Origin of the sequence: Rathayibacter sp. VKM Ac-2804, from assembly GCF_009866655.1 — a bacterium.
Classification (GTDB): Bacteria; Actinomycetota; Actinomycetes; order Actinomycetales; family Microbacteriaceae; genus Rathayibacter.
Map to the genome: position 1 here is coordinate 2,614,107 of NZ_CP047420.1, position 24,438 is coordinate 2,638,544.

Consider the following 24,438-nt stretch of genomic DNA (forward strand, 5'->3'; position numbering starts at 1 on the left):
CCAGGGTCTGAGAGGTTCGGTCGCAGTCCTCGTCCGCCGGCTCCGGGAGGAGGGCGGGCGCCGAGGTCGTGTCCCCCCGCGGGTGCGGGAGGCAGGGTGACCGCGGTGGCGGACTGCGCGATTCAGAGGGATGCGCTGCTCCGCTCGGCTACAGAGCGGTGGGCAACCTCGCAAGACTACCAGGCGCTGGCGCCGGCGTCACGCGCCGGTTCGAGGCCGCCGCCCGCGATCGTCAGCCTCGGCCGCGGATGATGCGGAGCAGCTTCGCCAGCCGGGCCGAGACGTCGCGCTCGTTGCCGTGCTCCGTCGGCGCGTAGTAGCGCGCGCCGCGCAGCTCGTCCGGCAGGTACTGCTGCTCGAGGACGCCGAGCTCGGCGTCGTGCGGGTAGCGGTAGCCCTTGCCGTGGCCGAGCCGCTTGGCGCCCGGGTAGTGCGCGTCGCGCAGGTGCGGCGGCACCCGGCCCGCCTTCCCCGCGCGGACATCGGCGATGGCCCTGTCGATGGCGGTGTAGGAGGCGTTCGACTTGGGGGCGGTGGCCAGGTGGACGACCGCCTGGGCGAGCGGGATCCGCCCCTCGGGCATGCCGATGAACTGCACGGCGTCGGCCGCCGCGATGGCGACGACGAGCGCCTGCGGGTCGGCCATCCCGATGTCCTCGGAGGCCGAGACGATGATCCGGCGGGCGATGAAGCGCGGGTCCTCCCCCGCCTCGATCATCCGGGCGAGGTAGTGCAGCGCGGCGTCGACGTCCGAGCCGCGGATCGACTTGATGAAGGCGCTGATCACGTCGTAGTGCTCGTCGCCGTTGCGGTCGTAGCGCAGCAGAGCGCGGTCGACGGCGCGGGCGACCACCTCGACGGTGATCAGCGGGAGCTCGGGCTCCTCCGCCTCGGCGGGCTCGGCGGGCTCCTCGTCGTCCTCGTCCTCGTCGTCGTCGTCCTCGTCCTCGACCGCCGACGCCCGCGCGACGCGGTCGGCCTCGCGCGCCTCCGACCGGGCGGAGGTGGCGGCGGCCTCGAGCGCGGTGAGCGCCCGGCGGGCGTCGCCGGAGGCGAGGCGGACGATGCTCGCCCGCGCCTCGTCGTCGAGCCGCACCGAGCCGCGCAGGCCGCGCTCGTCGTGCAGCGCCCGGTCGACGAGCAGCCCCAGATCGTCGTCGTCGAGCGTGTTCAGGGTGAGCAGCAGCGAGCGCGAGAGCAGGGGCGCGATCACCGAGAAGGACGGGTTCTCGGTCGTCGCCGCGATCAGGATGACCCAGCCGTTCTCGACACCCGGCAGCAGCGCGTCCTGCTGCGCCTTCGTGAAGCGGTGGATCTCGTCGAGGAAGAGGACGGTCGAGGTGCCGTAGAGGTCGCGGGTGGAGAGCGCCTCCTCCATCACCTGCCGCACGTCCTTGACGCCGGCCGTCACGGCCGAGAGCTCGACGAAGCGGCGGCCGCTGGAGTGCGCGACCGCCTGCGCGAGCGTCGTCTTCCCGGTGCCGGGAGGGCCCCAGAGGATCACCGAGACCGCGCCGCGCTCGCCGGTGGTGTCGGCCGCGAGGGCCACGAGCGGCGAGCCCGGGGTGAGCAGGTGCCGCTGCCCGGCGACCTCCTCCAGGCTGCGGGGACGCATGCGCACGGCGAGCGGGGTCGCCCCGGAGCGGAGTCCGGCCTGCTGCATCGTCATCGCACCAGCGTAACGACGGCCTCCGACAGTCGCCCCGGCGCCCACCCGGCTCCCGGCGCCGCCGTGTCCGGCGAGGGTGCGGCGATTCTCGTAGGCTCGACGCGCTCCGCGCTCGCGCGGAGCCGCGCCGGACGCAGGCGCGACGCACGACGGCGGAGGAACACGTGGCCCAGGGCAGGACGAACGATCGCGAGGCGCGCACACGACTGAGGGCCTACCAGGCGCGGCAGAGCCTGCACCGCACGCGTGCGAAGCGCCGGGTCCGCGACAACGTCGTCGCGGCCGTCGCGGGCGTGATCGTCATCGCCCTCGCCGTCGTCGCACAGCTCCTCTACTTCTCCGGCGGCCCCGGCACCCCCGTCGCCGAGCCGACGTCCTCCGAGAGCGCCACGCCCTCCCCCACGCCCGCGGCGACCGGCCAGAACACCGGCGACGTCCCCTCCGCGGACATCGCCGAGGGCCGCGACTGGAACGGCACGATGTCGATCGACAGCGACGAGCTGGGCATCACGCTCGCCGGCGCCGCCGCCCCGCAGGCCGTCTCCTCCTTCCTCTCCTTGGCGCAGTCCGGCTTCTACGACGGCGTCTCCTGCCACCGCCTCACCACCGAGGGCCTCTACGTGCTCCAGTGCGGCGACCCGAACGGCGACGGCACCGGCGGCCCCGGCTACAGCTACGGCCCGGTCGAGAACGCCCCCGCCGACGGCGTCTACCCCGCGGGCACCATCGCGATGGCCCGCCAGGGCGGCAACGGCTACAGCCAGGGCAGCCAGTTCTTCGTCGTCTACCAGGACACCCAGCTCCCCGAGGACGCCGCGGGCGGCTACACCGTGGTCGGCCGGGTCACCTCGGGCCTCGACGCGCTGATCGCCGATGTCGTCGCCAAGGGCACGGCGGACGGCTCCGGCGACGGCGCCCCCGCCGAGCCGGTCGCGATCGGCGGGATCTCGCTGCAGTAGCCGTCGACGACGGGCCGCCTCCGCACGCCGGTGGCGACCCGCGGGACCGCGCACGACCGGCGGCGCGGGGAGTGCAATAGGCTTGTCGTCACTGCCCGTTCGCGGCTGAGCGCGGTCGTCGGCCTCCGGCTGTCGAGCACCGAGGCCGAGGGGCGGGACGACAGCGAAAGGCGGCACCCGATGCTGACTCCAGATGGCGACATCGACACCGTGTCCACCCCCGACACCGTGTCCCCCGACGACAGCCCGTCCTCCGAGACGACGGCCGTCCCCGAGAGCAGCGGCGCCCCCGAGGGCGCCGACGCCCCGGCCGAGACGGACGCTCCCGAGAGCGGAGGGGACTCCCCCGAGGCGGCGACGTCCGACTCCGAGACGAGCGCGGCGGTCATGCCCGACGACGCGACGGCATCGGACGAGGCGCCGACCCCCGACGGGGCTGCGACCTCCGACGAGACGGCCACCTCCGACGAGACGGCCACCTCCGAGGACGCGACGACCTCCGAGGAGGTCGCGGCTCCCGAGGCCGCGGCGCCCCCCGTCGTGCCGACCGCTCCCCGTCCGCAGGCCGGCGACCGCCGCCCCTGGGGCCGCGTCGGCGACGACGGCACGGTCTACGTGCGGGTCGGCGACGAGGAGCGCGAGGTCGGCCAGTACCCCGACGCGACTCCCGAGGAGGCCCTCGCCTACTACGAGCGCAAGTACACCGAGCTCGCCGGGCAGGTCTCCCTGCTCGAGCAGCGGGCCAAGCGCGGCGCTCCGGCCAACGACGTCTCGCGCGGGGTCCAGACGCTCACCGCGGCCATCTCGCAGGCGCACGCCGTCGGCGACCTCGCCGCCCTGCAGACCCGCGTCAGCGCGCTCAGCGGTTCCGTCGAGGACCTGACCGAGCAGCAGGCCGCCGAGACGAAGGCCGCCCTCAGCGACGCCATCGCGCACCGCGAGGCGATCGTCGCCGAGGCCGAGGCGCTCGCCGCCGTCGACCCGGCGAAGACGCAGTGGAAGCAGGCCAGCGCCGCGATCGACGACCTCTTCGCCCGCTGGCAGAGCCACCAGCAGCAGGGTCCGCGCCTGCCCAAGAACGACGCGAACGAGCTGTGGCGCCGCTTCCGCGGGGCCCGCACGACGATCGAGCAGAACCGCAAGGCGTTCTTCGCCGACCTCGACTCGGCGCACCGCGAGGCCAAGTCGGCCAAGCAGGCGCTGATCGACCAGGCCGAGGCGCTGGTCTCCCGCGGCGCCGACGCGATCCCGGAGTACCGGGCGCTCCTCGAGCGCTGGCGGGTCGCCGGTCGCGCGGGCAAGCGGTTCGACGACGCCCTCTGGGCGCGCTTCAAGGCCGCCGGCGACGCGATCTACGGTGCGAAGGCCGAGGTCGTCGCGCAGGAGAGCGTCGAGTACACCGAGAACCTCGACCTCAAGCTGGCCCTCCTCGAGGAGGCGGAGCCGCTGCTGCAGGAGTCGGACCGCGAGAAGGCCAAGCGCGTGCTGCTCTCCGTCCAGGAGCGCTGGGACGCGATCGGCCGTGTGCCGCGCGAGCAGGTGCGCACCGTCGAGGACCGCCTCCGCAAGGTCGAGGCGCACGTGCGCAAGCTCGACGAGGAGCACTGGAACCGCAGCAACCCCGAGCGCAAGGCCCGCTCCGAGGGTCTCGCCTCGCAGCTGACCGCCGCGATCCAGAAACTGCAGGACGAGCTCGACGAGGCGAAGGCCCGCGGCGACCGCGCGGCCATCGCCCAGGCCCAGGAGGCGCTCGACGCCCGCAAGGTCTGGCTGGACGCCCTGGGCTGATCCCGCGGAGCGGATCCCTCCACAGATCCGCTCGGAGCTCCCCCGAGGGGAGGTGCGTCGTCCACCATGGGCGGATGACGCGCCTCCCCTCCGTTCTGCTCCCAGGACACCTGCCGCTCGCCGAGCTGTGCGCCGCGCGGCTCGACGGCGAGGTGGTCGCGCTCGACGAGGGCTTCCTCCTCGCCGACCTGCCGCTCGGACCGCCGGAGCGGGGGGCGGCGCTGCTCGCCGTGCTGCCGAAGGGGACGGTCGCCGACCGCACGTCCGCCGCCTGGGTGCACGGCGCCGTGACAGACGCACCGCGGGTGCACAGCGCCTCCATCGACCGGCGGAACCGCCTGCACCCGCCGATGCTGGCGCGGGTGCGCTTCCACGAGGTGCGCCTCACCGACGAGGACGTCGTCGTGCTCGGCGGCTGCCCGGTGACGACGCCGGAGCGGACGCTGATCGACCTCGCGCGCACCCGGGACGCCGCCGGCGACGGACTCCTGCGCGCCCTGGCCGCCGTGACCGCCACTCCGCTCGCCCGCGTGCTCGAGCGCCTGGAGACCGGCGCACCGGTCGCCGGCCGCAGGATCGCCCTCGAGCGGCTGCGGAGCGCCCTGCGCTGAGGCCAGCACCGGCGCCGGGACTGCGCCCGGCACCGGCGATCAGGCCGCGGTCAGCCGGCGTTGACCCGGTACACGTCGTACACCGCGTCGATCCGGCGCACGGCGTTGAGCACGCGATCGAGGTGCGTCGTGTCGCCCATCTCGAAGACGAAGCGGCTGATCGCCAGTCGGTCGCTCGAGGTCGACACGGTGGCCGACAGGATGTTGACGTGGTGCTCCGAGAGCACCCGCGTGACGTCGCTCAGCAGACCCGATCGGTCCAGCGCCTCCACCTGGATCTGCACCAGGAAGATGCTCTTGGAGGACGGCGCCCACTCGACGTCGACGATCCGCTCGGGCTCCTTGAGCAGCTCCTGCACGTTGTGGCAGTTCGCCTGGTGCACCGAGACGCCGGCGCCGCGGGTGACGAAGCCGACGATCTGGTCGCCCGGCACCGGGGTGCAGCACTTCGCGAGCTTCACCAGGATGTCCGGCGCACCCTTGACCAGGACCCCGGACTCGCTGCTGCGGCTGCGCGGGCGCGGGGAGCGCGGCAGCGTCACCTCGTGCTCGTCCGACTCCGGGTCGCCCTGGATCGTCGCGACGACCTTCTCGAGCACCGACTGGGTCGACACGTGCCCCTCGCCGACGGCCGCGTAGAGCGCCTCGACGTCGTTGTAGCGCAGCTGGCTGGCCACCTCGGTGAAGGTGTCCTGGCTCATCAGCTTCTGCAGCGGCAGGTTCTGCTTGCGCATGGCCCGCGCGATGGAGTCCTTGCCCTGCTCGATCGCCTCGTCGCGGCGCTCCTTGGTGAACCACTGGCGGATCTTGTTGCGGGCCCGCGGGCTCTGCACGAAGTTGAGCCAGTCCTGGCTCGGGCCGGAGTCGGGGTTCTTCGAGGTGAAGACCTCGACGACGTCGCCGGTGGTCAGCGAGGACTCGAGTGGCACGAGGCGCCCGTTGACCTTCGCGCCCATCGTGCGATGGCCGACCTCGGTGTGCACGGCGTAGGCGAAGTCGACCGGGGTCGCACCCGTCGGCAGGCCGATGACGCGCCCCTTGGGCGTGAAGACGTAGACCTCCTTCGCGCCGATCTCGAAGCGGAGGGAGTCGAGGAACTCGTTCGGGTCGGTCGTCTCGGACTGCCAGTCGGAGAGGTGCGCGAGCCAGGCGAGGTCGGTGTCGTTCGAGCCGGAGGCGACCTTGCCCGTCGCCATCTGCTCCTTGTACTTCCAGTGCGCCGCGATGCCGAACTCCGCGTGCTGGTGCATCTCGTTGGTGCGGATCTGGATCTCGACCGCGCGGCCCTTCGGCCCGATCACGGTCGTGTGCAGCGACTGGTAGAGGTTGAACTTCGGCGTCGCGATGTAGTCCTTGAAGCGGCCGGGCATCGGACTCCAGCGCGCATGGATCGAGCCCAGCACGGCGTAGCAGTCGCGCACGGAGTTCACGAGCACGCGGATGCCGACCAGGTCGTAGATCTCGTCGAAGTCGCGGCCGCGGACCACCATCTTCTGGTAGATCGAGTAGTACTGCTTCGGCCGGCCGACGACGCGGCCGCGGATCTTGCCCGCCCGCAGGTCCTCGCCGATCAGGTCGATGATGCTCTGGACGAACTCCTCGCGCTGCGGGGTCCGCACCTTCACGAGGCTCTCGATCTCGTTGTAGATCTTCGGGTAGAGCACCGCGAAGGACAGGTCCTCGAGCTCCCACTTGATCGCCTGGATGCCGAGGCGGTTCGCCAGCGGCGCGTAGATCTCGAGAGTCTCGGTCGCCTTGCGGGCCGCGGACTCGGCGGGCACGAAGCCCCAGGTGCGCGCGTTGTGCAGACGATCGGCCAGCTTGATGATCAGCACGCGGATGTCCTTGGACATCGCGACGATCATCTTGCGGACCGTCTCCGCCTGCGCGCTGTCGCCGTACTTGACCTTGTCGAGCTTGGTGACGCCGTCGACGAGCATGGCGACCTCGTCGCCGAAGTCGGCGCGGAGCTCGTCGAGCTTGTAGTCGGTGTCCTCGACGGTGTCGTGCAGGAGGGCCGCGGCGATGGTCTTCGAGCCGATGCCGAGATCGGCGAGGATCTGCGCGACGGCCAGCGGGTGCGTGATGTACGGCTCGCCGCTGCGGCGCTTCTGATTCGCGTGCGCCCGCTCGGCGACGGAGTAGGCCCGCTCGATCAGCGCGATGTCGCTCTTGGGATGGTGCGTGCGCACCGTCCGCACCAGGGTGTCGACGGCGCCGGAGGGCTGTGCGCGCGAGAAGATCCGCGGGACCAGCCGGCGCAGGGCGGCGGTCGAGGACGTGGTCGTGGTGTCGCTCACGCGGAGATCTCCATCGCCTTATTATCGCCCGTCGCGCGGGCACCCGTGACCGGTCCGCCGGGAGCGGACAGGCCCGCGCTCAGTCGATGCGGCCAGGCCGCCCCGCGTCGTCCACGACGTCCCCGCCCGCGGCGGCCCACGCGGTCATCCCCGCGTCGATGTTCGCCGTCTCGTAGCCGGCGCCGTCGAGCGCCTGGACGACCATGGCCGAGCGGACGCCGGAGTGGCAGACGACGAGGATCGCCGCATCGCGCGGGAGCTCCTCCTGCCGCTCGCCGATGCTGCCCATCGGGATGTGGTGCGCCGCAGGCGCGTGCCCGAGCGCCCATTCGTGCGGCTCGCGGACGTCGAGCAGCCACACCTCGTCGCGCGCGACGAGTCCGATCGCGTCCTCAGCGCTGACCTGCGCGTAGTCGGCCACGATCAGCCCTGCACGGCCGGGGCCGCGGCGCGCTCGCGCGCGGAGACGACCCGCTTGTCGTGCTTGCCGATCTCGGCCTCACCGCTGCGCAGCTGGGCGTAGAGCGGGGCCGCGACGAAGATCGTCGAGTAGGTGCCGACGATGATGCCGATCAGCAGCGCGAGCGAGATGTCGCGCAGCGTGCCGGCGCCGAGGACGAAGGCGCCGATCACGAGGATCGCCGCGACCGGCAAGGCGGCGACGATCGAGGTGTTGATCGAGCGCACCAGCGTCTGGTTCTCGGCGAGGTTGACCGTCTCGGAGAACGTCTTCGTCGTGCTGCCGAGCGCCTCCGCGGTGTTCTCGCGGATCTTGTCGAACACCACGACCGTGTCGTAGAGCGAGTAGCCGAGGATCGTCAGCAGTCCGATCACCGCCGCCGGCGACACCTCGGTCCCGGTGATCCCGTAGACGCCGGCCACGATCACGAGGTCGTGCAGCAGCGCGACGATCGCGGCGAGCGACATCTTCCAGGTGCGGAAGTAGGCCCACATCGCCAGGGCCGCCAGGATCACGAAGATGATCAGGCCGCGAACGGCCTGCTGCGTGACGTCCGAGCCCCAGGCGGCGCCGATGAAGGACGACGCGACCTGCTCCGTCGGGACGGAGTAGGCCTCGGACAGCGCGTTGCGGACCTGCGTCGACTCGTCGGTCGAGAGCTGGCTGGTCTGGACGCGGATCGAGTCGTCGCCGACGATCGAGACGCGCGGAACGGCCTCGGGCGAGACCGAGGTGACGGCGTCGGTCGCGGCGGTCTGGTCGAGGTTCTGCGGTGACGTGACCGTGAACTCCGAGCCGCCGGTGAACTCGATGCTGAAGTTGAAGCCGCCGCGGGCCGCCGTGCCGAGCACGGTGAGCAGGATGATCGCGATCGAGATGAGGTACCAGGTGCGCCGGCGGCCGACGAAGTCGACCGAGCGCTTGCCGGTGTAGAGGTCGTTTCCGAACTGCGAGAAGCTGGCCATCACGCGTCCTTCCCGTTCGAGTCGTTCGAGGAGCTGCGCGCGGCGGCCGCCTCGGCGGCCTTGCGCTCGGCGATGGTCTGGCGGCGGGCCGCCTCGCGCGCGGCGGAGGAGCCCTTGCCCGTGGCGCCCTTGCCCGCGACGACCGCGTCCTGCGGCCGGAACGCGGCGCGGCCGCGGTAGACCGCGCCGAGTGCGCGCGGATCCAGTCCGGAGGCCTTGTGGCCCTCGGAGAAGAACTTGGTCGTCGCCAGCAGCTGCAGCATCGGGTGGGTGAAGAGGATCACCACCACGAGGTCGATCAGCGTCGTGATGCCGAGCGTGAGCGCGAAGCCGCGGACGCTGCCGACCGCGAGGGCGAAGAGGACGACGGCAGCGAGCAGGTTCACCATGTCCGAGGCGAAGATCGTGCGCAGCGCTCGCCGCCAGCCGGCCTCGACCGAGGACTCGAGCCCGCGGCCGTCGCGCAGCTCGTCGCGGATCCGCTCGAAGTAGACGATGAACGAGTCGGCCGTGATGCCGATGGCCACGATCAGACCCGCGACCCCCGCGAGCGAGAGGCGCAGTCCCTCCCGCCAGGAGAGCAGCGTCACGACGAGATAGGTGACGATCGCCGCCACCATCAGCGAGGCGATGGTCACCGCGCCGAGCACGCGGTACTGCGCGACCGAGTAGACGACGACGAGGATGAGGCCGATCAGACCCGCGAGCAGGCCGCTCGCGAGCTGGGTGGAGCCGAGCGTCGCGGAGATGCTGTCCGAGCTCTGCACCTGGAAGCCGATCGGCAGTGCGCCGTACTTCAGCTGATCGGCGAGGGTCTTCGACGACTCCTGGGTGAAGGAGCCGGAGATCTGCGCGTTGCCGTCGGTGATCGCGGCGTTCGTGGACGGCGCCGAGATGACGCGGCCGTCGAGGACGATCGCGAACTGGTTCTGCGCGCCCTGCAGGCCGACGAGACGGGAGGTGACGTCGCCGAAGGCCTGGGTGCCCTGGTCGTCGAAGGAGAGGTTGACGGCCCAGGTGCCGGTGCTGGCGCCGGAGGACGTCGTCATCAGGCCGTTCGAGGCGTCGGAGATGTCCTCGCCGGTGATCTCGACCGGGCCGAGGATGTACTTCACGGTGTTCGTGTCGTCGCAGGTGATCAGAGGCTGATCGAGCGGCGCGAGGTTCGGGTCCTGGTCGTTCAGGAACGCGCAGTCGAACGACGTGTACTGCGCCTCGAGCGCCGGCGTGACGTAGGCGAGGTCGCTGGCGCTGGTCGGCGCGGCCGTCGGCTCGGTGGCGAGCGAGGGGTCGACCGGGGTCGGCGTGGGCGACGAGGTGGACTCGCCGCCGACCGAGCTGTTCGTCGCCTGGCTGGCCACGAGGACGGGGCGGAAGTCGAGCTTCGCCGAGGCCTCGATGCGCTGCAGCGTCTCGTCGTCAGGGGTGCCCGGGATGGAGACGACGATGTTGCTCGAGCCCTGGGTCGTGATCTCGGCCTCGGAGACGCCCGAGGCGTCGATCCGCTGGCGGATGATCGAGACGGCCTGCGTCAGCTGCTCGGAGGAGACGGTGTCGCCGTCCGTGAGCTGGGGCTGCAGCACGATCTGGGTGCCGCCCTCGAGGTCGAGCGCGAGCTTCGGCGTCCAGGAGCCGCCTCCGAAGACGACGGCGGCGGCGTTGAGGCCGACGAGCGCGAGGATCAGGACGCCGAGCCAGCTCAGCGAGCGCCTGGCCTTCCGGACGGGGGTTGATGCGGCCACCCAGGGCTCACCTTCTTCTTCGGTCGGCGCCGGCTCTCCGGCCGACGCTGGCTCTGCGGTCGACGTCGATCCTCGCGCAGGCGCCGACCCCGAGGGTGGCGCCGGTCGTCCGATCGACGGTCTTCGTTCCGGGGCGCACCCCGGACGTGGAAGGGCGGGCGGGATGCCGATGCACCCTGCCCGCCCTGGAGACTACTGCGCGTCGGGCCTGCGGTCGCGCTCGACCGGGTCGACCAGCGGGTCGGACGTGTGCGCGGCGTCGCGCTCGCCGAACGCGGGCGACTCGACGGCCGCCACGGTCTCGGTCCCGTCCTCGTCGGCGACGACGGCGTTCTCGGTCGGGTCGATCAGGCGGGCGATGGCCTGGCGGTGGATCGTCAGGAGCGTGCCGGGGGTCGACTCGATGACGATCTTGTTCTCGTCGTCGTCGATCGAGACGACGGTGCCGAACAGTCCGGAGCCGGTCATCAGCTCGACGCCGGGGACGAGCCCGGTCTTCATCTTCTCCGCCTCGCGCTGCCGCTTCTTGTTGTTGCGGAACATGAAGATGATCATCACGGCGAGAAGCAGGACGAGCAGGATGATCGTCGGATCCATGGGTGAGCCTTCCGGAGTTGAGGGTGACCCGCCGCGGGCCCGAGTGCTGTGTGCACAAGGGGTGGCGCTGGCGGATCGAGCGGCCCGTCGGGCCTTGAAGATTATAGGTCATCTCCGAACAGGGGCCGCTGGGAGACCGCGGCCGCACCCCCGCGCGGATCCACGCCGAAATGCCGGTAGGCGGCCGGCGTCGCGACGCGCCCTCGCGGCGTGCGGGTGAGCAGCCCTATCCGGACGAGGAACGGCTCGACGACCGCCTCGACCGTCTCCGCCTCCTCGCCGACCGAGACCGCGAGCGTGTTGAGGCCGACCGGCCCGCCGTCGAAGCGGGTGAGGACGATGTCCATCACGGCGCGGTCGAGGCGGTCGAGGCCGAGCTCGTCCACGTCGTAGAGATCGAGCGCCGCGCGCACGGCGGTCACGTCGGCGCGGCCTCCGTGCACGAGCGCGAAGTCGCGGACCCGGCGCAGCAGGCGGTTCGCGATGCGCGGGGTGCCCCGGCAGCGGCCGGCGATCTCGGCGACCGCCTCGCCGTCGATGTCGAGGTCGAGCAGGCGCGCGGCGCGGGTGAGCACCTGGCGCAGCTCGTCCTCGGCGTAGAACTCGAGGTGGGCGGTGAAGCCGAAGCGGTCGCGCAGCGGATTCGGCAGGAGACCCGAGCGGGTCGTCGCTCCGACGAGGGTGAACGGCGCGAGATCCAGGGGGACGGAGGTCGCGCCGGCGCCCTTGCCGACCATGATGTCGATCCGGAAGTCCTCCATCGCGAGGTAGAGCATCTCCTCGGCGGAGCGCGCCATCCGGTGGATCTCGTCGATGAAGAGGATCTCGCCCGGCAGCAGCGAGGAGAGGACGGCCGCGAGGTCGCCGGCGTGCTGGATCGCGGGGCCGCTGGACATCCGCAGCGGCGAGGAGCTCTCCTCCGCGACGATCATCGCCAGGGTGGTCTTGCCCAGACCGGGCGGGCCTGCCAGCAGGATGTGGTCGGGGGTGCGGCCCTGCATCGCCGCCGCCTTGAGCAGCAGCTCGAGCTGACCGCGGACCTTGCGCTGGCCGACGAACTCGCCCAGGTTCTTCGGGCGCAGCGCCCCCTCGAAGGCGATCTCGGCCTCGGAGGCGACCTCCGGGCCCATCACGTCGTCGCCGCTCACGAGCGGGCCGCCGGACCGAGTCGGGCCAGCGCGAGCCGGAGCAGCGACTGCACGCTCGCCGCGTCGGACGCCTGGGCGTCGAGCAGGATCTCGTCGACGACCTCGGCGGCGACCCGCTCGGGCCAGCCGAGGCCGACGAGCGCCGACAGGACGCTCTGCGCGGCCGTCGCGCCCGGACCGGAGCCGCGGGCGGCGCGCGGGCGGACGGCGAGCTTGCCCGCGAGCGACAGGATGATGAGCTTCGCGGTCTTGGGACCGATGCCGGAGACCTTGCGGAAGACGGCGTCGTCCTCGTCGGCGACGGCCTGCGCGATGCGCTCGGGCTCGACCGCGCCGAGGACGCCGAGCGCGGACTTGGGGCCGACACCGGTGACGCCGATCAGGAGCTCGAAGATCTCGAGCTGCTCCTCGTCGGGGAAGCCGTAGAGGGTCAGCGAGTCCTCGCGCACGATCAGCGTCGTGGTCAGCACGGTCTCGTCGCCGACCCGCAGCTCGAGGGCGTGCTGCGGCGTGACGTTGACCGCGTAGCCGACGCCGTGGACGTCGACGACGGCGAGGCTCCCGCGGGCGGAGAGGACGGTGCCGCGGAGGGAGGAGATCACCGCGTCAGTCTAGAGGCTCGAACAGGCGTTCGAGTGGAGGCCTCCGCGGCGCGCCAGGCGCGCTGCGCCGCGGTCTCCCCCTCGGCGGCGGCGGGGCCCGCGGCCATCGGTCCGCGCCAGGCGTGGCAGACGGCGAGGGCGAGGGCGTCGGCCGCGTCGGCCGGCTTCGGCGGGGCGTCGAGCCGGAGGATCCGCTGGATCATCGTGGTGACCTGGCGCTTGTCGGCCGCTCCGTAGCCGGTGACCGCGGCCTTCACCTCGCTGGGCGTGTGCATGCCGACGACGAGGTCGCGGCGGGCGGCGGCCACCAGGGCGACGCCGCTGATCTGGGCGATGCCCATCACGGTGCTCACGTTGTTCTGGGCGAAGACGCGCTCGATCGCGACGGCATCGGGCCGGTGCTCGTCGAGCAGCGCCTCGATCCCGTCGCCGAGGGCGAGCAGCCGGCGCTCGAGCGGCGCGTCGGGAGGGGTGCGCAGGACGCTGACGTGCACGAGCGTCGCCCGGCGGTCGCGGCCGACGTCGACGATGCCCACGCCGCACCGGGTGAGCCCCGGGTCGATCCCGAGGACGCGCATCAGCGCGCCCGCCGGGGACGAGCCGGGGTCACCGGGTCACTCCTCGTCGTTCTCGAGCTCGGCCCGGACCTCGGGCGTGATGTCGAGGTTCGTGTAGACGTTCTGCACGTCGTCCGAGTCCTCGAGGGCGTCGATGAGGCGGAAGACCTTGCGCGCCGTCTCGGCGTCGGCCTCGACCTGCAGCGAGGCGACGAACTCGACGTCGGCGGCGTCGTAGTCGATGCCGGCCTCCTGCAGCGCCGTGCGCGCCGGGACCAGCTCGGCGGCCTCGGTGCGGACCTCGAAGGACTCGCCGTGGTCGATGACGTCGTCGACGCCGAAGTCGAGGACCGCGCCGAGCACGTCGTCCTCGGTGACGCCGCCGCCGTGCGGGACGGTGATGACGCCCTTGCGCGCGAAGTTGTAGGCGACGCTGCCCGGGTCGGCCATGGTGCCGCCGTTGCGGGTCATCGCGGTGCGGACGTCCGCGGCGGCGCGGTTCTTGTTGTCGGTGAGGCACTCGACGAGCAGCGCGATGCCATTCGGGCCGTAGGCCTCGTACATGATCGTCGTGTAGTCGATGACCTCGCCGGTGAGGCCCGCACCGCGCTTGATCGCGCGGTCGATGTTGTCGTTCGGGACCGAGGTCTTCTTCGCCTTCTGCACGGCGTCGACGAGCGTCGGGTTGCCGGACATGTCGGCGCCGCCGATCTTGGCGGCCACCTCGATGTTCTTGATCAGCTTGGCGAAGGACTTCGCGCGACGCGAGTCCTTGATCGCCTTCTGGTGCTTGGTCGTGGCCCACTTGGAATGCCCGGACACGGTGCTCCCTCGGAAATCTCGATTCGTGCGACTCCCGCGGGCGCCGCTGATGGCTGGTCCAGTGTAATCGAGCGCCGGACGGGGCGGCCCGAGCCGCGCCCGCGTCGGGCGAGGCGCCCGGGCGCGGCCGCTCCGGCACGGATCCGGCCACCGTGGGCAGCCGCCGCCAGGAATGCCCGGAGAGGCGGGGACCGCCTCGATGATGGGCGCGGAGCGGAGCACGCACCCGCGCCCTCCCTCCCTCCCGATCAGGACGACGAGAACGAGGACGCACGATGACGATGGAGAAGCACGACCGAGACGACCGCGGCCACGGCCCCGCACCGGCGCCGGACCTCCTCCGCCGATCGGCCCTGGCCGTCGCGTGGTCGACCCCGGTGATCGCCGCCGCCGTCGCGGCCCCGGGAGCGGCGGCGTCGACCTCCGTCGACGGGACCTTCGTCGGGGTCCAGGTGCTCGCGCCGCCCGACGCCGTCGGCCGCTTCGACGTCGTCCTCTTCCTGAACGCCAGGGCGCGCGTCGGGTCGCCGGTGGTGCTGCGGCGGCAGGCCCGGTTCACCATCACCACCGACCAGGACGTCGCGCGGTGGTCCGAGTGGGTCGTGCCGGACGGTCCTCGGGCCAGCCACATCGTGGTCCCTCCCGGAACGTACCCGAGCACGGCCTCCTACACGATCAACGGGGTGAGCACGGTCGTCGCCGACGCCGGCGTCCGCTCCTACGTCTCGTACCTCCAGGAGGATCCCCCCGGCCGCCATCGGGTGAGGGCGGCCGTCGAGAGGGGCCCGGTCTACCCGGGTCTCTACCCGTCGGCGGTCGGCCGCTACGGAGCGCGGTTCGGCGAGGCCACCGTCGAGACCTGACGAGCCGCTCCGGCCACCGCGGAGGCCCCGTCGTCCGCGACAGGGCTGTCGGCGGACGGTCGGAGTCGCCACCGAGACCGTGCTCCTCGGCGGATCCTGCCAGGCGGCACCGTCGCCGCCAGGAATTCCCGTCTTCCAACCTCGGGTCGGAAGGGTGATGCGGGCGCAGGAACGCTCTGCGCCACCCCCGCTGTTCGAACGAGGACGAGGACACCCCATGACGCAGGACTTCCACCACGACGACGATCTCCGCTCGGCTCGGCCCCCGGGAATCGCGCGCCGCACCGCGGTCGCGGCCGCCTGGTCGACCCCGGTGATCGCCGCCGCCGTCGCCGCACCCGGCGCCTCCGCCTCCCCCGCACCGGTCGGCGTCGGCACCTTCGTCGGCGTCAGCTTCCAGGGGATCCTCCCCCGCGGCTTCCAGACCAGGGTCTTCGTGAACGGGGACCGGACCGCCGCCGGGCAGATCGTGCTCGCGGAGGACGTCGAGGTCCGGATCACGGTCGAGCACGACGTCGAGTCCTGGGGGACCGGAGTCGTCCCCGAGGGACCCGGAATCGGGCGCTACCTGGTTCCCGCCGGCTCCTTCCCGGCCAACTACAGCTACGCCCTCGGCTCCGGACGTGCTTGGGTCTCGCTGCCGAGCAGTCCCCCGACCACTCGCCTCACCGACAGCCCGAGGGGCACCTTCTCCGCGACCATCGCGATCGTGCGATGACCGGTCTGGCCGGGCCCCGACCCCTCGGTCACGCTCGGATGGGGTCTGCCGTCCGCCACCCGCACCATCGACGTCTGACCGGAGCACCTCGCGTGATCCGTACAGGTGGCACGGCAGGGACGTGACAGGGCCTCCACCTCCTCTGTCGCAGCCGGGCGGGTTCGCCTGCGCCCACGCCGATCGACCGTCGCCGTGCGCGGCGGCGGATCGAGCCAGGCGGCACTTCGCCCGCCAGAGCTTCATCACTCGCCTCCCTGCGCAGGCAGAGTAGCCGCGGCGCAGCGGCCTCCGCTGCAGTCCGGTCGACGCCAACGAGAACGAGGACCCACGATGACAGAAGACCAGCAGCGCCCGCAGCGCGACCGTCCCCGCCCGTCCGACTCGCCGGGAATCGCTCGCCGGACCGCGGTCGCCGCCGCGTGGACGGCCCCGGTGATCGCCGCCGCGGTCGCGGCCCCCGGCGCCTCGGCGTCTCCCGCTCCCGTGACGGCCTCGACCTTCGTCGGGGTGACGGTCACCTCGTTGAGGGTCGGCACCTTCGGCGTCACGGGCTTCATCAACATGATCGGGACCCCCGGGTCGGTCGTCCAGCTGGCGGAGGAGACCTGGATGGACATCACGACGGACCACGACGTCTCGCGCTGGGACGGCCGACTCGTCGTGATCGGTCCCCGGGCCGCCCGCCTGATCATCCCTGTCGGTCCCTACCCCGTGGCCCGGACGTACATGATCCGCGGCCAGACCGTCTCGCTCGCGTTCGCCGGCGCCACGTACACCTCCTCCCTCACTGCCGAGCCGAAAGGACGATTCATCGCGACGGCCACCGTCACCCGCGGTCCCGTCTACGTGGGGCCCGACCCGAGCGCCGCGAGCCAGTTCGGAGCGACGACCTCGACGGCGAGGGTGCCGAACTGAGACGACGCGCGCACCCGTCCTGTCGCAGCCGAGACGGGTACGACGACGTCCTGGAGTTCGAGTCGAGCGCGGGGCGCCACCCGCCGACCGCTCGACGGGAGGCGTCCCGAGCCAGTCGGCACAGTTCCCGCCGGCGATGTCCACGTCCCGCCCCGCAGTCGACTCGCCGTGGACACCGGAGACGTCCTCTCAGCGATACCCGCGCGCCGGCGATCTCCGTCCGTCCGACCCCGCCGGAGTGGTGCGCTACTTGAGCAGTCGGGAGAGGACGCGGTCGGCCAGCGGCTTCCCGCCGGTCTGGCAGGTCGGGCAGTACTGCAGCGTCGAGTCGGAGTAGATCACCTGGCGGATCGTGTCACCGCAGACCGGGCAAGCCTCGCCGGTGCGGCCGTGCACGCGCATCCCGAGCTTCTTCTCGCGCTTGAGATCGGCCGCGTGCAGCCCCTCGGCCCGCCCCAGAGCTTCCTCGAGGGTGTAGCGGAGCGCCGAGTACAGGCGGTCCAGCTCGTCGGGCGCGAGCGAGGCCGGCTTGAACGGCGACATCTTCGCGACGTGCAGGATCTCGTCGGAGTAGGCGTTGCCGATCCCCGCGATGCGGGACTGGTCGCGCAGCACCCCCTTGATCTGGGCGCGACCGGCGGTCGCCAGGATCGCGCCGAGGATCTCGCGGGTGAACTCCGGGTCGAGCGGATCCGGCCCGAGCCGCTCGACGCCGGGCACGTCCCGCGGGTCCGTCACGATCGAGATCGCCAGGCTCTTCTTCGTGCCGGCCTCGGTGATGTCGAAGCCGGAGCCGTCGTCGAGGATCAGACGCGCGGCGAGCGGGCCGCGGCCCGGCTTCACCGGCGCGGTCGGCCGCTCGGGGCGCCAGCGCACCCAGCCCGCGCGGGCCAGGTGCAGCAGCACGTGCACGTCGCCCACGGCGAGATCGAGGAACTTCCCGTGCCGGCTCACCCCGTGCACCGTCTCCCCCGCGAGGGAGGACGGCGGGATCGCGACGGTCTTGAGCGCGGAGATCGCGAAGACGTCCAGGCGCTCGAGCACGCGGCCGCCGAGGCGCTCGTCGAGATCGCGCGCGAGCGCGTGCACTTCGGGGAGTTCGGGCATGCCCCTACTGTGCCGCGCCGAAGCGGGTGGCCGCGACCTTCCGCAGGAAGAGCTCGTGGAAGCGGTAGTCGCCGGTGATCTCGGGGTGGAACGCGGTGCCGAGCAGGGAGCCCTGCTCGACGGCGACGACCCGGCCGTCCGCCAGGGTGGCGAGGGCGCGCGCCCGCTCCCCCAGCTCCTCCACGACGGGGGCGCGGATGAAGACCGCGTGCATCGGCGGGTCGCCGATGCCGTCGATGTCGAGGTCGGTCTCGAAGGAGTCGAGCTGGTTGCCGAACGCGTTCCGGCGGACGGTCACGTCCAGGCCGCCGAAGCTGCTCTGGCCGTCGATGCGGTCGAGCACGCGGTCGGCCAGCATGATCAGCCCGGCACAGGTGCCGTAGACGGGCAGCCCCGCGGCGATCGCGTCCTTCACCGGCTCGGCGAGGTCGAACAGGCGCGAGAGCTTGTCCATCACCGTGGACTCGCCGCCGGGGATCACGAGCCCCGCGACGGAGGCGAGCTCGGACGCGCGGCGCACGAGGACGACCTCGGCGCCGAGCTCGCGCAGCACGTGCGCGTGCTCGCGGAAGTCGCCCTGCAGGGCGAGGACGCCGACGCGGAGACCCTCCAGGGACTCCCGCGTCTCGCCCTCGCCTGCGACCGGCGCGCTCTCGCTACCAGCCACGCTCGGAGAGGCGGTGCGGCGCGGGCACGTCGGCGACGTTGATGCCGACCATCGCCTCGCCGAGACCGCGGGACGCCTCCGCGACGACCTTGGCGTCGTCGAAGAACGTCGTCGCCTTGACGATCGCGGCGGCGCGCTTCGCGGGCTCGCCCGACTTGAAGACGCCGGACCCGACGAACACGCCGTCGGCGCCGAGCTGCATCATCAGCGCGGCGTCGGCCGGGGTCGCGACGCCGCCGGCGGTGAAGAGCACGACCGGGAGCTTGCCGGTCTGCGCGATCTCGGCGACCAGCTCGTAGGGCGCCTGCAGCTCCTTGGCGGCGACGTACAGCTCGTCCTTGGTCAGCGACTTCAGGCGGTTGACCTCGGAGGAGATCGTGCGGATGTGCTTGGTGGCCTCGGAGACGTCGCCGGTGCCGGCCTCGCCCTTCGAGCGGATCATCGCGGCGCCCTCGGTGATGCGGCGCAGGGCCTCGCCGAGGTTGGTCGCGCCGCAGACGAAGGGGACGGTGAAGTTCCACTTGTCGATGTGGTTCACGTAGTCGGCGGGCGAGAGGACCTCGGACTCGTCGATGTAGTCGACGCCGAGCTCCTGCAGGATCTGCGCCTCGACGAAGTGGCCGATGCGCGCCTTCGCCATCACGGGGATGGAGACGGCCGCGACGATCCCGTCGATCAGGTCGGGGTCGCTCATCCGCGCGACGCCGCCCTGCGAGCGGATGTCGGCGGGGACGCGCTCGAGCGCCATCACGGCGACGGCTCCGGCGTCCTCGGCGATGCGGGCCTGCTCCGCGTTGACGACGTCCATGATGACGCCGCCCTTGAGCATCTCGGCGAGCCCGCGCTTGACGCGGCTCGAGCCGAACTGCTCCGAGGCGGAGGAGGACGTGGGGGTGGTGTCGGTCATGTTCGCGAGTCCTGTTCTGTGCGGCGTCTTCCGCCGACGGCAGCGTCCAGTCTACGAGACGGGGCTGCTCGACATCGGCGCTGGACAAGCCGGGCGGGGCGGGTCTCGAGACGCCCCTGCGGGGCTACTCGACCAGCACGGTGCGCGGCCGCAGGGCTGCCGGCGAGGGCGGCCGCGGCGCGGCTGCTCGGCAGGCGCGGGGCGCGGCGGCGGGCTAGGGGCGCGGCCAGGCCGCGGCGATGCTCGTGCGGACGTCGCCGAGCAGCTGCGGCAGGGCCTTGGTGCGGGCGATGATGGGGAAGAAGTTGGCGTCCGTGGCCCAGCGCGGCACCACGTGCTGGTGCAGGTGGGCGGCGATGCCGGCGCCCGCGACGGCGCCCTGGTTCATCCCGAGGTTGAAGCCGTCGTTGTTCGAGACCTCGCGGATGACCCGCATGGCGGTCTGGGTGAGCGCGCCGATCTCGGCCACTTCCTCCGGAGTGGCCTCGTCGTACAGCGGGATGTGCCGGTACGGGCAGACCAGCAGGTGGCCCGAGTTGTACGGGAAGAGGTTCAGCAGGACGAAGGCGTGCTCGCCGCGCGCGACGATCAGCGCCTCCTCGTCGCTCAGCGTCGGCGCGACGCAGAACGGGCAGTCGTCGTCGCCGGGCTGGCCCTTCTGGATGTAGACCATCCGGTGCGGGGTCCACAGGCGCTGGAACTCGTCGGGCACGCCGGCGAGGTGCGCCGAGGACTCCGCGCCCTCGGGGACGGCGCCGTCGATCGGGTCGCCCATCCCTAGACCTGCGCCTTGGTCGCGATCGCCTCGCGGATCCGGGCGACGGCGTCGGCGACGGGGATGCCGTTCTCCTGGGTGCCGTCGCGGAAGCGGAAGCTGACCGCTCCGGCGTCGCGGTCCTTCTCGCCGACGATCACCTGGAACGGGACCTTCTGCAGCGTCGCGTTGCGGATCTTCTTCTGCATCCGGTCGCTGGAGTAGTCGATCTCGGCGCGGACGCCGGCCTTCTTCAGCTGACCGACGACGTCCTCGAGGTAGGGCAGGTACTCGTCGGCGATCGGGATGCCGACCACCTGCACCGGCGAGAGCCAGACCGGGAAGGCACCGGCGTAGTGCTCGGTGAGGATCGCGAAGAAGCGCTCGATCGAGCCGAAGAGGGCCCGGTGGATCATCACCGGGCGCTTCTTCGAGCCGTCGGACGCGGTGTACTCGAGCTCGAAGCGCTCGGGCTGGTTGAAGTCGAGCTGGATCGTCGACATCTGCCAGGTGCGGCCGATGGCGTCGCGGGCCTGGACCGAGATCTTCGGACCGTAGAACGCCGCTCCGCCCGGGTCGGGGACCAGCTCGAGGCCGGACTCGACGGCGACGGCGCGCAGCGACTCGATCGCCGACTCCCACTGCTCGGGGTCGCCGACGAACTTCGGGTTGCCCTCCTCGTTGGTGGAGAGCTCGAGGTAGAAGTCGTCGAGGCCGTAGTCGCGCAGCACCTGGAGCACGAACTCGAGGTTGCGGGTCAGCTCCGCCGACACGTCCTCCTGCGTCACGTAGATGTGCGCGTCGTCCTGGGTCAGTCCGCGGACGCGGGTGAGGCCCTGCAGGGTGCCGCTCTTCTCGTAGCGGTAGACCGTGCCGAACTCGGCCAGGCGCAGCGGCAGCTCGCGGTAGCTGCGCCCGCGCGAGCGGAAGATCAGGTTGTGGAAGGGGCAGTTCATGGGCTTGAGGTAGTAGTCCTGGCCCTGGCGGGTGACGGTGCCGTCCTCGTCCTGCAGCTCGTCGAGGTGCATCGGCGGGAACATGCCCTCCGCGTACCACTGCAGGTGGCCGCTGGTCATGAAGAGGTCGCCCTTGGTGATGTGCGGCGTGTAGACGAGCTCGTAGTCGTGCGCGAGCAGCTGCTCGCGCATGTACTGCTCGATCTCGTAGCGAATGATGCCGCCCTTGGGGTGGAAGACCGCGAGGCCGGAGCCGATCTCGTCCGGGAACGAGAAGAGGTCGAGCTCGTGGCCGAGCTTGCGGTGGTCGCGGCGGGCGGCCTCCTCGAGGCGGGCCTGGTGGGCGCGCAGCTCGTCCTTGGTCGGCCAGGCGGTGCCGTAGACGCGCTGCAGCTGCGGGTTCTTCTCCGAGCCGCGCCAGTAGGCCGCGGCGTTGCGGGTCAGCGCGTAGCCGTTGCCGATCATCCGGGTGTTGGGGAGGTGCGGACCGCGGCAGAGGTCCTTCCAGACCGTCTCGCCGGTGCGCGGGTCGACGTTGTCGTAGATGGTCAGCTCCGGGCCGCCGACCTCGACCGACTCGCCGTCGGCGCCCGCGCCCTTGAGGCCGATCAGCTCGAGCTTGTACGGCTCGGCCGCGAGCTCGGCGCGCGCCTCGTCCTCGGTGACGACGCGGCGGACGAAGCGCTGGCCCTGGCGGACGATGCGGTCCATCGCCTTCTCGAGCGCCTTCATCGCCTCCGGGGTGAAGGGCTCGGTCACGTCGAAGTCGTAGTAGAAGCCGTCGGTGACGGGCGGGCCGATGCCGAGCTTCGCGTCGGGGTTGCTCTGCTGGACGGCCTGCGCGAGCACGTGCGCCGCCGAGTGGCGGAGGATGCTCAGGCCGTCGGGCGAGGAGATCAGGACCGGCTCGATGCTGTCGCCGGGGACGACGTCGGCGGCCAGGTCCTTGAGCTCGCCGTTGACGCGGATCGCCACGACCGCTCGATCGCTGAAGTGCGTGAAGCCCGTGCCGGCCTCGGCGACGACGGTGGCGCCGGCGGCGGGACCGGACGATTCGGGGACGTTCGACGATTCGTTCGACACGCGCGGGTGCTCCTCTGGGGCTGGGACGACCCCTCGACTTTAGCCGTCGGCGCGACCGTCTCAGCGCGGCGACGCGGCCCGGGAGGTGACCTCCCGGACCGCGCGGGGACCCCGGCGCTCCGTCTCGATTCCTGGCGATCGGGGGCGCCGGTGCTCCCGTGACGCCGAGGCGCGACCCGATCGCGCACTCGACACCGCAACGATTCTAGGAGTGCCTTCGAGGGAGCTGAGCAGCGGGTCGAGGATCTCACCGGTGCAGCGACACCCTTACTGGGGCCACGCACCGGGTTGCTTCTCCCGCTATGTTCGGCTGAGAACCACCCGACCACCGGGACCGGCGACCGCACGAACCCTGTCGTGCACCGCCGCCCCGACGCGAAGCGCCGCCTCGATCGCCCTGCTCATCCTGGGAGCACGACGATCACAGCGGTGCCGATGTGGCGACGATGCAGTGCGGCCCCGAAACCGCGCTCGCCTCCGAGCCCGCCCTGCAGTACCCCCTTCCCCTGTAAACCCGAAATGCAGGTTGATCCCTTTGTATGCACCACTGGTGCGCGCTCTTTCCGGCGCGCCCTCACGGCTCCATCCCTCCTCGATCCGCTGTCGCCGCCCCCCGGCGACCCGGCATACGAGCGGTGGTGAGAGCAGGAGACGCTGGTGACCGCCGTCTCCGCCGCGGCCCGGTCCCTCCAGCGTGATCCGCGCGCCCTCGTCCTCGTCCCGGCCCCGCCGGCCGAGGCCTCGAGCTGGCGACGCCGCTTCTCGCGCAGGGTCCTGGCCGCGGACGTCCTCGTCGTGCTCGGTGCCGTCGCGCTCGCCGCAGGCCTGCGCTCGGCCACCGAGTCGCGACCCGCCGACCTCGTCGTCGCCGCCGTGCTGGCCGCGCTCTGGGTCTGCTCCGTCCTGCTCGCCCAGCGGCGCCTCGCGCACCGCATCGGAGCGGGAGCGGACGAGTTCCGCCGCCTGCTGTCGGCGACGGTCGCGACCTTCGGGCTCGCCTCGGTCGCCTCCGTCCTCACCCACGTCGATCTGCCCAGGGTGCTGGTGCTGATCGCCCTCCCCGTCGGACTCGGCGGGATGCTGGCGGCGCACGCCCTCAGCCGCGGGCACCTCGCCCGAGAGCGCCGCGCCGGTCGCGCCCTCTCGCGGGTGATCGTCGTCGGCGGCGTCCCCGACGTGACGCACATCGTCACGCAGATCGACCGCCGGCGCGGACGCGTCGAGTACGACGTCGTGGGCGTCGCGCTCTCGACCGACGGCTCCGAGCGGGGCAGCGCCGACCCGCGGCGCTCGATCACCGTCCGCGGCCGCTCGATCCCGGTCGTCGGGGCGATCGACGCGATCGCCCAGGCGGTCGTCGAGCAGCGCGCCGACGCGGTCGTCGTCGCCGGGCAGGTGGACGGCGGCGACGCCTACCTCCGCCGGCTCTGCTGGGCGCTCGAGCCCTTCGCGGTCGAGCTGGTGCTCGCACCGGGGCTCAGCAGCGTCGCCGGCCCGCGGATCCACTGGCGACCGGTGGACGGGCTCCCGCTGATGCGGGTCGAGCCGCCGCGCTACTCCGGACCGCGCCACGCGCTCAAGCGGGTGCTCGACGTGACGGTCTCCGCTCTCGCGCTCGTGGCGCTCTCGCCGCTCCTCGCCGTGCTCGCGGTGATGATCCGGCGCGACAGCACCGGGCCGGCGCTGTTCCGGCAGCAGCGGGTCGGCCGCGCCGGGCAGCTGTTCACCATGCTGAAGTTCCGCTCGATGAGCATCGATGCGGAATCGCGGCTGGCGGAGCTCAGCGCGGCGAACGAGGGCTCCGGACTGCTGTTCAAGCTGCGCGACGACCCGCGGGTGACACCGCTCGGCCGCGTGCTGCGGCGGTACTCGCTGGACGAGCTGCCGCAGTTCTGGAACGTGCTGCGCGGCAGCATGAGCCTGGTCGGGCCGCGCCCGCCGCTGCTGAGCGAGGTGGAGCGCTACGACGACGTCGTGAACCGCCGCCTCTACATCAAGCCCGGCATCACCGGGCTCTGGCAGACCGGCGGCCGCTCCGAGCTCGACTGGGAGGACGGGATCCGCCTCGACCTCTACTACGTCGAGAACTGGTCGCTGGCCGGCGACCTGCTCATCCTCTGGCGGACGCTGCGCGTGATGCTGCGCCCGGTCGGCGCGTACTGACGCACCGCCGCTCCCCTCCTTCCTCTCTCCCCCCTTCCGGCGCTCTCCACGCCGTCCCCTCCCCCGGCGCGCCCTGACGTGCCGT

General features: G+C 72.1%; 22 protein-coding genes. 7 read left to right on the plus strand and 15 right to left on the minus strand.

Annotated features, from left to right (window positions below; genetic code table 11):
• Positions 1 to 232 precede the first annotated feature (232 nt).
• The gene (locus GTU73_RS12290) at positions 233 to 1,669 is read right to left on the minus strand and encodes a replication-associated recombination protein A (RefSeq protein WP_160089872.1); all 1,437 of its coding nucleotides are present in this window, start codon (positions 1,667 to 1,669) and stop codon (positions 233 to 235) included.
• Between the two features lie 164 nt (positions 1,670 to 1,833).
• Here GTU73_RS12290 and GTU73_RS12295 point away from each other — a divergent pair, with 164 nt between their 5' ends.
• From GTU73_RS12295 to GTU73_RS12305, 3 genes are all read left to right on the plus strand, one after another.
• On the plus strand, positions 1,834 to 2,628 hold the full coding sequence (locus GTU73_RS12295; protein WP_160089874.1) for a peptidylprolyl isomerase: 795 nt from the start codon (positions 1,834 to 1,836) through the stop codon (positions 2,626 to 2,628).
• A gap of 180 nt (positions 2,629 to 2,808) precedes the next feature.
• Positions 2,809 to 4,416: a DUF349 domain-containing protein gene (locus GTU73_RS12300; protein ID WP_347877736.1), complete on the plus strand. Its 1,608-nt coding sequence runs from the start codon at positions 2,809 to 2,811 to the stop codon at positions 4,414 to 4,416.
• A gap of 74 nt (positions 4,417 to 4,490) precedes the next feature.
• A complete protein-coding gene (locus GTU73_RS12305; protein ID WP_160089876.1) occupies positions 4,491 to 5,027 on the plus strand; it encodes a type IV toxin-antitoxin system AbiEi family antitoxin in 537 nt (178 codons plus the stop codon).
• A 50-nt stretch (positions 5,028 to 5,077) separates the two neighbouring features.
• Here the strand turns inward: GTU73_RS12305 and GTU73_RS12310 are convergent, their stop codons facing one another.
• The 9 genes from GTU73_RS12310 to GTU73_RS12350 all read right to left on the minus strand — a co-directional run bounded on the left by GTU73_RS12310 (position 5,078) and on the right by GTU73_RS12350 (position 14,220).
• Entirely contained in the window at positions 5,078 to 7,327 is a 2,250-nt protein-coding gene (locus GTU73_RS12310; protein ID WP_123446201.1) for a bifunctional (p)ppGpp synthetase/guanosine-3',5'-bis(diphosphate) 3'-pyrophosphohydrolase, read from the minus strand.
• Between the two features lie 79 nt (positions 7,328 to 7,406).
• A complete protein-coding gene (locus tag GTU73_RS12315; RefSeq protein WP_244231623.1) occupies positions 7,407 to 7,748 on the minus strand; it encodes a rhodanese-like domain-containing protein in 342 nt (113 codons plus the stop codon).
• A 2-nt stretch (positions 7,749 to 7,750) separates the two neighbouring features.
• Positions 7,751 to 8,752 (minus strand): protein translocase subunit SecF, encoded by a 1,002-nt coding sequence (secF, locus tag GTU73_RS12320; RefSeq protein WP_160089878.1) that lies wholly within the window; start codon positions 8,750 to 8,752, stop codon positions 7,751 to 7,753.
• Positions 8,752 to 10,494 carry a protein translocase subunit SecD gene (gene secD, locus GTU73_RS12325; RefSeq protein ID WP_160089880.1) on the minus strand — a complete coding sequence of 581 codons (1,743 nt, stop codon included), beginning with the start codon at positions 10,492 to 10,494 and terminating at the stop codon, positions 8,752 to 8,754. Before secD ends, secF begins: the two co-directional genes overlap by 1 nt.
• A 192-nt stretch (positions 10,495 to 10,686) precedes the next feature.
• A complete protein-coding gene (gene yajC / locus GTU73_RS12330) occupies positions 10,687 to 11,091 on the minus strand; it encodes a preprotein translocase subunit YajC (protein WP_160089882.1) in 405 nt (134 codons plus the stop codon).
• Between the two features lie 101 nt (positions 11,092 to 11,192).
• A complete protein-coding gene (ruvB, locus tag GTU73_RS12335; RefSeq protein ID WP_160091356.1) occupies positions 11,193 to 12,221 on the minus strand; it encodes a Holliday junction branch migration DNA helicase RuvB in 1,029 nt (342 codons plus the stop codon).
• Positions 12,222 to 12,235: 14 nt separating this feature from the next.
• A complete protein-coding gene (ruvA, locus tag GTU73_RS12340) occupies positions 12,236 to 12,841 on the minus strand; it encodes a Holliday junction branch migration protein RuvA (protein ID WP_123704431.1) in 606 nt (201 codons plus the stop codon).
• A complete protein-coding gene (gene ruvC, locus GTU73_RS12345) occupies positions 12,838 to 13,419 on the minus strand; it encodes a crossover junction endodeoxyribonuclease RuvC (RefSeq protein WP_160089884.1) in 582 nt (193 codons plus the stop codon). Before ruvC ends, ruvA begins: the two co-directional genes overlap by 4 nt.
• Before the next feature lie 36 nt (positions 13,420 to 13,455).
• Positions 13,456 to 14,220 (minus strand): YebC/PmpR family DNA-binding transcriptional regulator, encoded by a 765-nt coding sequence (locus tag GTU73_RS12350; RefSeq protein ID WP_160089886.1) that lies wholly within the window; start codon positions 14,218 to 14,220, stop codon positions 13,456 to 13,458.
• A gap of 275 nt (positions 14,221 to 14,495) precedes the next feature.
• Between GTU73_RS12350 and GTU73_RS12355 the strand changes: the two genes are divergently transcribed.
• From GTU73_RS12355 to GTU73_RS12365, 3 genes are all read left to right on the plus strand, one after another.
• Positions 14,496 to 15,083, plus strand: a complete 588-nt coding sequence (locus GTU73_RS12355; RefSeq protein WP_160089888.1) for a hypothetical protein — start codon at positions 14,496 to 14,498, stop codon at positions 15,081 to 15,083.
• Positions 15,084 to 15,300: 217 nt separating this feature from the next.
• Entirely contained in the window at positions 15,301 to 15,801 is a 501-nt protein-coding gene (locus GTU73_RS12360; protein WP_160089890.1) for a hypothetical protein, read from the plus strand.
• 330 nt (positions 15,802 to 16,131) lie between these two features.
• Positions 16,132 to 16,716 carry a hypothetical protein gene (locus GTU73_RS12365; RefSeq protein ID WP_160089892.1) on the plus strand — a complete coding sequence of 195 codons (585 nt, stop codon included), beginning with the start codon at positions 16,132 to 16,134 and terminating at the stop codon, positions 16,714 to 16,716.
• A 246-nt stretch (positions 16,717 to 16,962) separates the two neighbouring features.
• On the opposite strand, the gene GTU73_RS12370 is transcribed toward GTU73_RS12365, so the two are convergent.
• From GTU73_RS12370 to thrS, 5 genes are all read right to left on the minus strand, one after another.
• The gene (locus GTU73_RS12370) at positions 16,963 to 17,823 is read right to left on the minus strand and encodes a DNA-formamidopyrimidine glycosylase family protein (RefSeq protein ID WP_160089894.1); all 861 of its coding nucleotides are present in this window, start codon (positions 17,821 to 17,823) and stop codon (positions 16,963 to 16,965) included.
• Between the two features lie 4 nt (positions 17,824 to 17,827).
• Positions 17,828 to 18,436 carry a pyridoxal 5'-phosphate synthase glutaminase subunit PdxT gene (gene pdxT, locus GTU73_RS12375; protein ID WP_208543798.1) on the minus strand — a complete coding sequence of 203 codons (609 nt, stop codon included), beginning with the start codon at positions 18,434 to 18,436 and terminating at the stop codon, positions 17,828 to 17,830.
• A gap of 43 nt (positions 18,437 to 18,479) precedes the next feature.
• Positions 18,480 to 19,397 carry a pyridoxal 5'-phosphate synthase lyase subunit PdxS gene (pdxS, locus tag GTU73_RS12380; protein ID WP_160089896.1) on the minus strand — a complete coding sequence of 306 codons (918 nt, stop codon included), beginning with the start codon at positions 19,395 to 19,397 and terminating at the stop codon, positions 18,480 to 18,482.
• Positions 19,398 to 19,611: 214 nt separating this feature from the next.
• Positions 19,612 to 20,172 (minus strand): HIT domain-containing protein, encoded by a 561-nt coding sequence (locus GTU73_RS12385; protein ID WP_160089898.1) that lies wholly within the window; start codon positions 20,170 to 20,172, stop codon positions 19,612 to 19,614.
• Between the two features lie 2 nt (positions 20,173 to 20,174).
• Positions 20,175 to 22,082 (minus strand): threonine--tRNA ligase, encoded by a 1,908-nt coding sequence (gene thrS, locus GTU73_RS12390; RefSeq protein ID WP_244231851.1) that lies wholly within the window; start codon positions 22,080 to 22,082, stop codon positions 20,175 to 20,177.
• Positions 22,083 to 22,847: 765 nt separating this feature from the next.
• Here thrS and GTU73_RS12395 point away from each other — a divergent pair.
• Positions 22,848 to 24,353, plus strand: a complete 1,506-nt coding sequence (locus GTU73_RS12395) for a sugar transferase (protein WP_160089910.1) — start codon at positions 22,848 to 22,850, stop codon at positions 24,351 to 24,353.
• The last annotated feature ends 85 nt before the right edge of the window (positions 24,354 to 24,438 follow it).